We start from the raw sequence: 10,693 nt of genomic DNA on the forward strand, positions 1-10,693 counted from the left end.
GAGTTAGATCTGACTCGACTTTCGAAATTTTCTGGTCAATGCGAGCCATCAATTTTGTGACACATTCATAAGAGCCGCCTAGCTTGCTGAGAAAGCTGACGAGTTCTATCAAATCTGGATTGTAGTCCGCCATCGCATAGAAAAGATCAGGACCAATAGCTCCGAGCTTGGCAAACTTCATTAACTTCGCATCTTCTGAGTCTGCTGCCCCATCCAAGCGGCCGATGATCTCGTGGAAGTCGCCTCTCAAGGAAGTGCGCTCCAAGATCGTGATGTGAACTCCACCGCTAGGCATAGCATTTCTCCCAAAGGGATTGCTTTGGAGCTAGCCCAAACTGATGACGAGGGAGCCATCTGTGAGCCACAGAGCCGTTCCATTCACTATAGGACGTAATTATTAAAATAAAACTCAACTCTCTTGCGTAGGAACATAGAGGGCCCTAGAGAAAATCTGGGCTAGGGAGAACCTTGATGAAAGCTCATCTATAGCAAGCTGCCCTCACGGTGAGGATAGATCGGGCGCCCTGAGCGTCCTGGATCGCCCAAGATTCTGTAATCTCAGCAAGAAATCATCCACACGTTGGCGGCGATCGAGGCGGCCCGCGAACGCATCACCAATCGCCGGTAGATCCGGGTCACAGAAGTTTTGATCCCCCCCCTCAAGAAATTTTCCGCGACGAGACCTTTATCGGAGCCGAACCGGTCGCCAGCCAGTCTTACGAAAAGGCGCTACTCTCTGCTGTGACCACCCAAGTGGAACTGCATCAACACCAGCCTGAACAGCTGCTGCGGATGATCCGTACGGTGGTCGACGTGAATCACCGGGGCATTCAGTGAAGGTCACCCGACAGATTTGGAGGCATTCGCGGTGACACGGCAGGGCTCAAGAATCACTGCCGCCGTGGAACACGCCATTGACATGGGCATTAAGCAGAGGGACTTCTTGCACCGTGGGGAGTTTCTTCACTTGGTCGAGAATGGCCCGGTTGTCATCCGCAGCCGAGCGCATTGGGAATCCGCCGAGTGCGAGCTGGAGTGAGTCTCGCCAGAAGATCTCGACCAGGCCCTGATAGAAATCATCACCTTGAGCTTATCCATGACTCTGGCGCCCTGAGACTACTCGGCTTTGGCCGCGCCACGGCCAAGGTGACAGCGCTGCCGGAAGAAAGAATCAAGCAACTGACGCGCGATAGGCGGTTGGAGTTGAGAGAGGCCCGGTTTGTGGTGTCTGGTTCTGATTGATGCTGGAGGCGGTTGCCCCCCGTGGCGAGTACCGAAGAAGGCCACTCGCCACGGGACATCAAGGTCGCAATCGACCCATTCCACCAGAGCTTTCACACTCCCTTGTAGGATCGTTACCACCTCCGAGCAGAGTCGAGAGGTATGCATCACTCTCGAAGGGGGACTTACCATTCAAAAAAAAAAACCCCGACCCAAATGGAACCTGGTTTCACCTAAAGGCGGGGTAGCAGTCACTCGGTGACATGCTCGACCTCTTCAATCAACGGCCACCCGGACAAGCTCAACACATCAAACCCAGCGTGCTGCTGATAGCGCTGGATGCTCTGCACAATCGCATCCGGTGCCCCAACAAAGTACGCACGAACAGATTGCTCTCCAGGATAGGACGCAGCCAGGCAACTGATCACTATCCAGAGGAACTCGCCGACGATTGGCTACACGGTTTGGCGGCGAAACTTGAATCACTGCGCCACACTAAGAGATCTAGATCGAGACGCTGAGGCTCACAGAGTTATCGGCTGGCATTACCCTTTTCTCTCTGCTCTACGGGAAACCGCTGCGACAGCAACTAGCGTACCCGAAGGAGCTATCGGAGAGCGGGAGTTGATGATTTTCCGCACGGGCGAAGTCACCATGGCTGACTGCGAAGCTTCAGGCGCCGAATAATCCCGACTCCGACAGGAAGGGTCTCAGGTGTTCAGCAGCCCACCGAGGCGTCAATGTGTCATATTCCCGATTGTTCCATTGGCTCGCTGTCCGGCCAAAACGTTTATGGTCGGCGAAAAGGTGCTGGCCGGCCGCACCGTGGAGAACCACTGCCGTATCGTCGGAGAGGTGGCCAAGGAACTGATCGGACGATACCCGAAAGCACTTTCCGGACTGTTGTTTCCTGTTGGTGCCGCCATGGCCGCGGCAGCGCATGACATAGGCAAGGTGAGCCCGTTTTTTATCGAGAAGCTGCGCCGGGCGTGCACCGACGGCGTAGCAGACATCCCCGAACTAAGCGCCGTCAATCCACAAGACGAGAATGAATGGGGCGGCCATGCGGGCGTGAGCCAACTAGCTGCCGCGGCGGCTGGCGCCCCAGCCTTTGTGCCCGAGATCCTCGGTCAGCATCACGGCTTTTCACCCGTGCTCATCGGCAGGCTGGCTGACGACCCAGTCTTTGGTGGAGCCGAGTGGCAGTGCCAGCGCCTTGTACTGATCCAGGCTCTCAAAGACCAGATGGGGATGGAGTGGCCGGATATTCCGTCTGAGGCAATAGCTCGTGTCGTGGCCGGCTTGACGTCCGTTTCGGACTGGATCGGCTCGGGCCCCTTCTTCGAAAACCCCACCTTACCCTGGGAGGGGAGCATTGCTCGGGCCGTCGACGAGGCCGGCTTTGTCATGCCCACTGTCAATCCCGGCATGTCATTTTCCGACGTGTTCAAGAACTACGGCGCCAATGCTACGCAGGCGAAACTGATCGAGCAGGTCACGGGCCCCGGCGTTTATGTGCTTGAGGGCCCCATGGGCATTGGCAAGACCGAGGCGGCGCTGTACTGCGCCTATCGCATGCTGGCCTCAGGGCAGGCCACCGGAATTTACTTCGGCCTTCCCACACAGCTGACATCCAACAAGATCCATGATCGGTTCACACCGTTCCTCGAACGGATCCTGACACCGGGCAGCGCACAGCGCACTCATCTTCTGCATGGCAAAGCCTGGCTGATGGAGCGGCTGCAGATGGGTGAGGAAGGCAAACCCGGTGGCTCTTGGTTTGACCACAGGAAGCGCGGCCTGCTAGCGCCGTTCGGCGTAGGAACCATAGACCAGGCATTGATGGCCTGCATGAACGTAAAGCACGGTTTCGTGCGTACCTTTGGCCTGGCCGGCAAGGTGGTAATTCTCGACGAGGTGCACACCYATGACGGCTACACGGGCACCATCCTAGATGCACTTGTGGGTCTGCTGCGATCAGTGCAGTGCACAGTCATCATCCTAAGCGCCACCCTCAGCATCGATCGGCGTCGCGCCCTGCTGGGTGACGGTATATCGACGGACGCCTATCCACTGATCACTGCGGCCCCCTCCGCAGGGGAGCTGGCCGAGTGTCCGGTCGAGCCCGATACCGCCAAAACCACCAAACTATGCCTGCTCAACGATCAGCAGGAGGCTCTCGCTGAAGCCTTGAAACGCGCGCAAATGGGCCAGCAAGTGATGTGGGTGGAAAATACCGTCGGCGATGCCCAGGAGCGCTTTCTCGCATTCAGCCAGCATGCCACAGCGCTCGACATCGAATGCGGCCTCCTCCACTCACGCTTCACGCACCAGGATCGACAAACAAACGAAACATACTGGGCATCCCAGTTCGGTAAACCCGGCTGGCCTACCAGAACAGCCAAGGGTCGCATTCTTGTCGGTACCCAGGTCCTCGAACAGTCACTCGACATTGACGCCGACTTCCTGGTATCACGCTTCGCGCCCACTGACATGCTGCTTCAGCGCTTGGGCCGGCTCTGGCGCCATGGACGTAAAACGCCACGCAGTCCGAGCGCTGCCCGTGAGGCTTGGCTGCTTGCACCAAGCCTTGAGAGCGCGCTGAAGAATGCCAGCGAAGCGTTTGGCCTGAGCGCTGCGGTATATAGCCCCTATGTGCTGTGCCGCTCGTTAGAGTGCTGGCAGTCGCTGCAGTGCATCACCCTGCCCACCGATATCAGGCCGCTGATCGAGACCACCTATGCCATCCGCCAGGAGCACGGCCAGTTAGATGCGTTACTAAACGAACTGGATGAAGGCACTCCCAACCGTAACGGACGCAAGGGGCGCAAGGCGCTGCGCCAGCTGGCGTGCCTGACCCTGGCCACAGACGGGAAAACCCTGCCCGAGGAAAAAGCAGAAACCCGCTACAGCGATACGCCATCGGTTGAGGTCCTACTAGTGCGTGATGCTCAGTCAGGGCCGGACCGCAATTCGCATCTCACCCTGCGCAGCGGGAAGATGCTGACCATCCCCCGTTCACGCAGCGCCATGACGTCGGAACAGTGGCGGACCCTCAGCGCCGAACTGATGCGTGAAGTGGTCAGCGTTCCGGCCAGCAGCGCCCCACAGGCTCAATCCGTCAAAGCCCTGACCACCCTCGGCCTGCACCACTGCTTCTACCTCGGCGACGCTGAGTGCAAGGAGGCCCTGCTGCGCGTGGTGATCGTGGACAGCCGCGGTGGCATCACCCTGCCCTCAGGTGGGCCGGGCCACAAGGGACTCAACCTCAGCTATCTGCCCACGCTCGGCTACCGGGCTCTGAGGTTGTAATGAAGAATCGATTCAACCTGCTGCATGAAAAGTGGATTCCAGTCGACAACCAGGGACTGGTCAGTCTGCGTGACATCTTCAGCTGCTTCGAACTTCGCGCCATTGGAGGCACCTCCATCCAGAAGGTAGCGCTCTTCAAACTGCTGCAGGCCATCACCCAAGCGGTGTGCACGCCGGCAGACGAGGCCGAGTGGAGCACCCTGGATGCTCAGACCATGGCCAGCCGCTGCCTGTCTTACTTCAACGAGCATAAGTCTGCGTTTTATCTGTACGGAGAGAACCCGTTTCTGCAACTGCCGGCCGTCGCGACAGCAAAGCCCAAGCCCTATGGGTGCGTGATTCCTCATGTATCCAACGGCAACACCACCGTACTGACGCAGATCCAGCAAGTACGCCCACTCGACGATGCGGAAAAGGCTCTTCTGCTGGTGACGCTCATGTCCTTCGCCTTCGCCGGCAAGCAGTGTGACAACAGCCTCGTGTTGTCAACCGGCTACAACGGTAAGCACAAAGGGAGCAGCGCGCCACCGGGACCGGCCTTGGCCAATCCAGGGTTACAGCATTCGATGATCTTGGCCGATGCCTTACTCGACACCTTGCATATCAACTTGCTGACTCATGAACAGATCCAGGCGAGCAAGATGTATAGCTCAGGCCTGGGTGTTGCCCCTTGGGAGCGCATGCCGGCAGGCGAAGACTGCCCGGCGGCACGAGACCTGAAGAATTCCCTGATGGGCCGCCTAGTACCCATGTGTCGGTTTCTCCTGCTACAGCAAGACCACCTGCACATAACGGAAGGCCTCAAGCATCCTGGCTACCAGGACGGTCGAGCAGATCCCACCGTTTCCGTGGACCACACCGGCGGCAATCCGCGGGCAATGTGGGTCGATCCTGAGCGCCGTCCGTGGCGCCAGCTGAGCTCGATGCTGGCGCTGTTTGGCGAAACCTCGAGTACTGGCTTTCAGTGTCTGCAGTTGAAGACAGGTCTCAACCGTGTCCGCCGTACCCTGCCGCGTTTTGCCGTTTGGGCTGGCGGAATCCGTCTCAAGAACCAGTTTGGTGAACAGTATGTTCAGGCCGGCGATGATTATGTCGAGTCGATCGTGTGGCTGCACAGCACGGCCCTCGGCGAAGTCATGTTTACGGCCGTCAAGACCGAACTGGATGATCTCGAACAGCTGTCTCGCACGTTGGCAGGCCAAGTGATCGGCTACTACAAGATGCTCAGTGCCCACAAAAAAGCCGCATCAGAACGGGCTAACACCGCTGAGAGCATATTTTGGCAAATGGTTGAGCGCGATTTCCAAGCGCTGGTTTATGCCTGCGAACCGGGTACCGATTCACAAGTTGAGCGCATGAAACTCAGGCGGAAATTCGCCAACCACGCCCTCCTCGCATTCGACGCTACTTGCGCGAAATCATCGGTACGCCAGATGACAGCCTGGGCCAAGTTTCGGATCACCATCAAGCCATACCTCACTTAGGAGGCCGAGCTATGCAGACAACCGCCCCAAAACACTCATCCAGTTTTGCCGAGCGTTTTGTCGGCGCTGTGATCCGCAAGTGCGAGACCGATACCGGCACTGCAGCAAAGCTGAGCAGAGCTATCAGGCCGTCACAGGAACACTACGCATGGGATTTCCTCGCCCGGTTTGGCATTGACCTCGAGGACGACTACGCATGCATCCCGGCACTCACTGTAGCCGGCACCATTGCCCGTTCCAGAACCATGCACGGGGCGAAGGAAAACGGTGAGATGAAGCTCGGGAAGGCCTTGGCAGAATCCTTCGACGATGGCGTGAACAGCAACGGCGCCATCGCTCGGCTCCGCCGCCTGATCGCCTGCGACACGCTCACCGAAGTCTCGACCTACCTTCGCTATCTGCTGCCCCTGATTGACAGCCGTTGCAACCAGCGGCTCGACTATGTGCGTCTCATGCATCAGCTGCGCAGCTTCCCGCACGATCCCCAGCGCATCAAGCGCCAGTGGGCCATGGAGTTCTATGGGCAACCCATTTACGAAACTGCCGGGGAGGATCTATGAGCATGATTGCCAGCGTCTTGCACCTCGATCGCAAGGCCGTCCGTGACCTGAAAGTGACGGACTGTTACTCACTGCACCGGGTGGTCTACAGCCTGTTCGATGACGTGCGCAACGATTCGCAGAAGATCGCTAGCGAAAGCAGTGGGATCCTGTTCGCCGATCAGGGCAACACGAAGGACGGTCGTAGGATCCTGCTGCTGGCCGACCGGACGCCCAAGAACTGCATTGTCGGTACTGTTGTCGACATCCGCAGCCTCTACATTTCTGACGATTTCCTCGACCACGATCAGTATCGGTTCAAGGTCATCGTCAACCCGACGCGGCGTAGCGGCACCAGCAAGGTACTAGTGCCGGTCAAAGGGGCAGAGGCGATCGCACAATGGTTTGCCGAACGCGCGAGCTCCAGCTGGGGGTTTGCCATTGCCCCAGCCAACCTGAGCGTGGGCCCGGTAAACGTTGCTCTATTCCAAGAGAAGGCCAATCGCCAAGTCACGATCACGCAAGCCCATGTAGAGGGCGTCCTGTCAGTTGTCGATCACGAACAATTCTCCCATTCATTCCGCCGTGGAATCGGCCGGGCACGCGCCTGGGGTTGCGGCCTGCTCCAACTCACTCCGGCTTCTCATAGGACTCACTGACAATGAAGAACAAGCGCATCGAGTTCCACATCCTGCAGTCCTTCCCGGTCTCCTGCTTGAACCGGGATGATGTCGGTTCGCCCAAGACAGCCATCGTCGGCGGCACCACTCGCGCTCGAGTCAGCTCTCAGTGCTGGAAGCGTCCTGTACGCCTCGGCCTGCATAACGAAGGGATTACCCTCGGCCACCGCACCAAGCACGTCGCGCAGTTCCTCGCAGCGGCCTGCAGTGCTGCAGGTGCTAACGAGGAACAGGCCGTTGCCTGCGGTACAGCCATGGCGAACATTCTGGCCGACAAGACGCTGTTCTTCATCGGCAAGCATGAGGCCGAGGCGTTTGCCCAGTTCGCCAAGGAAAATGACTTTGACCCGGCCGCCATCAATGCGGAGGCGCTGATCAAGGCTTCGAAGGCTGTCTTAAACAAGAACCTCGATGCCCTGGATATCGCTCTGTTCGGCCGGATGGTTGCCAATCACAAAGAGCTGCAGGTGGAAGCGGCCTGCAGTTTCTCGCATGCCATCTCGACACACCGGGCCTCGACCGAGTTCGACTTCTTCAGTGCATTAGATGACAACCCAGACACCAGAGGGGCAGCTCACCTGGATGTCCTTGAGTTCAATTCGGCCACCTACTACCGCTACATCTCCCTCGATGTGGCTTCACTGCTGAACAGCCTTGGCAGCGGCGACGTGGCCAAGGCGGTAAAAGCCTTCACCTACTCCCTCTTCGACCAGGTACCGCGTGCACGCCAAACCACCATGGCCGCCGCCTGCAGTTGGGACTACGCGCGAGTGCTGGTGCGTACCGGTCAGCCGCTGCTGCTGTCTTTCGATGAGCCGGTGAAATCCACTGGTGAGGGTTTCCTGAAGCCGAGCATCAAGGCCCTGGACGAACAGCTGCAGCGCAAGGAGAAACTGGCCGGCAGCCGCTTCGGGAAGATCAAGGATCTGAGGTTCGGCGTCGACGAGGACTACTCGATTGACCGCCTTGTCGAAGATCTCGTTGCCGCCATAGAGGCTTGAGCCATGGCCAATCGTTACTTGCTGATGTGGCTCGAGGCGCCGCTTCAATCATGGGGGCATGACTCCAAATTCGCCCGGCGCGATAGCCTCGATTTCCCGACCAAGTCGGGGGTGCTCGGCTTGCTGTGCTGCTCCATCGGTGCCGTTGGCCCGCAAGAGGAATGGCTCGCTCAATGGTCCAATTTGGACATGCAGGTCGACGCCTATGTGCGCACCGATCGCAAGGGCAAACCCATGGCCCGGCTACCACTGCTGCGTGACTTCCAGATGGTGGGCAGCAGTTACGGCGACTCGCCCTGGGAAAAGTTAATGGTTCCCAAGACGTCTGATGGAGGTTCACCGAATGGCTCTGGGGCAAAAGTCACTCACCGTTACTACTTACAGGACATGGCCTTTGCCGTCGCCCTCGAAGTGCCGGCCGCGCTCGAGGCAGATCTGATCGAAGGTCTGGACAGCCCCGTGTGGCCGCTCTACCTGGGCAGGAAATGCTGTGTGCCGAGTGACTTGATCAACCAAGGTGTGTACGTGACAGCATGTGAGGCCTTGCGTGCTGGTGCGGCAATCGCCGTGAACAAGAAACGGGCCCTGTCCTTCAGGGTTGTCCAGGCCGAAGCTGAAGGAGAGCTTTTTATCCTCAACGACGTACCGCTCGCCTTCGGGGAGCACAAGCGCTACCAGGTCAGGCAGGTGACTGTGCTGAAACCCAGCTAAACCCAGCGAGCGGATGAACCACAACATGCTGAGGTATTGAAGCTGAAAGCGTCTAAATGTTGGTGTCTTCCCCACGCATGTGGGGGTGTTTCCGTGTACTGGTCGGCGGATCGCCGGCAGCGCGCGTCTTCCCCACGCATGTGGGGTGTTTCCGTGGTGATGGTGTCGACCAGACCCACCTTGAAGTCTTCCCCACGCGTGTGGGGGTGTTTCTGCCTACGTGTCCGTGGCCTGCCCTGCCCTAAGGTCTTCCCCACAGATGTGGGGTGTTTCCGAAAAGACGCTGGATCTCTACACCCACATGCGGGATTCCCCACGAAGGTGGGGTATTTCTGTTCACCGGCGCATTAACTTAGCCTAGGCCGCAATGGCGGCCAGTGCGCGGAAAACGAGGCAACAAAACCTGGGTATCGACTACTCGACCGGATACCTAGTTTTGAAATATTACGCTTTAGTACTGAGTATTTATCGGATACCCGACCGATTATTCGCTTGCTATTTATTCGTTTGTTTAAACGAGTAGCTAGAGTAGCGCTGATAGCAATACCTTTTCTCAAAAGCGATAATCGGATAAAACACTCAAGACATTGATTACATTAGAAATTATCAAAACAACCGCGAACAGACTCGCGAAGACTTTGCCTGACAAACAAGTCACTAAGTCAACCAAGAATACTTAGCGACTTAATTTTTGAGGGTTTTCGATACGAGTTATTCTCACTTAGAAAACTTTCGCTTTTTTAGCCTCCCTTTCTAATATAAATAAATAATAATTAAATATTAATATATATAAGAAAAGGTAGCTAAAAGTAGCGGGCAAAGCTCTGCCCTGCGGGAGCAATTGAGCCCTTCCTGTCGGTTCCTTTCGGGCAGCCGTAAACCTTCGGTCAGCTTTTCAACCGGCCGCAAGTTTCGTTCGTGCTTCAGTCCTGCGGCTAGGGTTTCGTCACGCTCATCACTTACCTTCAAGGGCAAGGAGCATCTGCCTTTCTGCACGGTGGACTTGGGCGCGGCCACCTGTCCCCTTCGCGCGGATGATCCTGCACAGGGTTTGTCAGTCCGCGTCATTCACCGACTGAGGCGGTCCACCTGCTCGCACAATAGGATGTCCCCCAGTCGGGAGTCATCGAGCAGACGGAACAGTTCCGATCGGTGCGGATTCGTTTTCCGGGTAGAACCTGGCGATGAGCTAGCCATATTGCGCGGCAAACGCTTCGAACAATTGCCGATTTTGCTCAACGTCCTGTTCTAGGGTGGAGGCGCGAAAGTACGCTCGGACCAGCGGGGATGTTGGTGGGCATAAGACCTCCACTAGGTATGGGGAGGCTTGGGCACGGCAGAAAAATCCGAATTGACGCCTTCATAGTTCAGAAGTGAGCGGGATGGCTGGCAGTGACTTCTTGGCAAGTGACGGTGACGTTACGTTGGGTTAACTGAGCAGTTTGATAACGAGGGTGGTGACTCCTGCCACTACGGTCACCAGTCCCGTCGCCGCGGCCATCGGATACCAGAAGATTTCGCGGGAGAACTTGCTGGCTTCGGTATTCAACTTGCTGGCTTCGGCGTTGAACTCACGGGATTCGGCACTCAGTTTGATGGTGTCGTCTATCAGCTTGGCGATTTCGGCGTGGATCTTTTCCAGTTCAGCAGGGCTGAAGCCATGGCTTTGCATGGTGTGCCTTCCTTCTCAAGTGAGGTCAGATCCCGACCACGCGGCAAACGGCCTCGAGCGTGTTGTCAGGGCC

Annotated in this window: 8 protein-coding genes; 6 read left to right on the top strand and 2 right to left on the bottom strand. The window is 57.4% G+C overall.

The features are described from left to right. The coding region (locus tag AC1DH9_RS13385; protein ID WP_477808281.1) for a hypothetical protein at positions 1 to 295 on the bottom strand (295 nt) is incomplete at its 3' end. A 1,718-nt stretch (positions 296 to 2,013) separates the two neighbouring features. Between AC1DH9_RS13385 and cas3 the strand changes: the two genes are divergently transcribed. From cas3 to cas5e, 6 genes are read left to right on the top strand one after another with little or no spacing between them, the layout of a single operon-like run. Then, positions 2,014 to 4,533, top strand: a complete 2,520-nt coding sequence (cas3, locus tag AC1DH9_RS13390) for a CRISPR-associated helicase Cas3' (protein ID WP_477808282.1) — start codon at positions 2,014 to 2,016, stop codon at positions 4,531 to 4,533. Further along, positions 4,533 to 6,017, top strand: a complete 1,485-nt coding sequence (casA, locus tag AC1DH9_RS13395; protein WP_477806092.1) for a type I-E CRISPR-associated protein Cse1/CasA — start codon at positions 4,533 to 4,535, stop codon at positions 6,015 to 6,017. The genes cas3 and casA overlap by 1 nt, the downstream gene beginning before the upstream one ends. A gap of 11 nt (positions 6,018 to 6,028) precedes the next feature. Further along, entirely contained in the window at positions 6,029 to 6,577 is a 549-nt protein-coding gene (casB, locus tag AC1DH9_RS13400) for a type I-E CRISPR-associated protein Cse2/CasB (protein WP_477806093.1), read from the top strand. Further along, entirely contained in the window at positions 6,574 to 7,215 is a 642-nt protein-coding gene (cas6e, locus tag AC1DH9_RS13405; protein ID WP_477806094.1) for a type I-E CRISPR-associated protein Cas6/Cse3/CasE, read from the top strand. The genes casB and cas6e overlap by 4 nt, the downstream gene beginning before the upstream one ends. 2 nt (positions 7,216 to 7,217) lie before the next feature. Further along, complete coding sequence (gene cas7e / locus AC1DH9_RS13410; protein WP_477806095.1) at positions 7,218 to 8,237, top strand: type I-E CRISPR-associated protein Cas7/Cse4/CasC; 1,020 nt, start codon at positions 7,218 to 7,220, stop codon at positions 8,235 to 8,237. A gap of 3 nt (positions 8,238 to 8,240) precedes the next feature. Further along, the gene (gene cas5e, locus AC1DH9_RS13415; RefSeq protein WP_477806096.1) at positions 8,241 to 8,948 is read left to right on the top strand and encodes a type I-E CRISPR-associated protein Cas5/CasD; all 708 of its coding nucleotides are present in this window, start codon (positions 8,241 to 8,243) and stop codon (positions 8,946 to 8,948) included. 1,429 nt (positions 8,949 to 10,377) lie between these two features. Here cas5e and AC1DH9_RS13420 read toward each other — a convergent pair. Further along, the gene (locus AC1DH9_RS13420; protein WP_477806097.1) at positions 10,378 to 10,620 is read right to left on the bottom strand and encodes a hypothetical protein; all 243 of its coding nucleotides are present in this window, start codon (positions 10,618 to 10,620) and stop codon (positions 10,378 to 10,380) included. Positions 10,621 to 10,693: the final 73 nt, after the last annotated feature.

This window comes from Pseudomonas sp. 05T35 (assembly GCF_056396605.1).

What these genes read in the sequence shown, in the direction of transcription:
- AC1DH9_RS13420 (WP_477806097.1), bottom strand. Translation starts at nt 10,620, where the DNA reads ATGCAAAGCCATGGCTTCAGCCCTGCTGAACTGGAAAAGATCCACGCC.
- cas7e (WP_477806095.1), top strand. Translation starts at nt 7,218, where the DNA reads ATGAAGAACAAGCGCATCGAGTTCCACATCCTGCAGTCCTTCCCGGTC.
- cas5e (WP_477806096.1), top strand. Translation starts at nt 8,241, where the DNA reads ATGGCCAATCGTTACTTGCTGATGTGGCTCGAGGCGCCGCTTCAATCA.
- cas6e (WP_477806094.1), top strand. Translation starts at nt 6,574, where the DNA reads ATGAGCATGATTGCCAGCGTCTTGCACCTCGATCGCAAGGCCGTCCGT.
- casB (WP_477806093.1), top strand. Translation starts at nt 6,029, where the DNA reads ATGCAGACAACCGCCCCAAAACACTCATCCAGTTTTGCCGAGCGTTTT.
- casA (WP_477806092.1), top strand. Translation starts at nt 4,533, where the DNA reads ATGAAGAATCGATTCAACCTGCTGCATGAAAAGTGGATTCCAGTCGAC.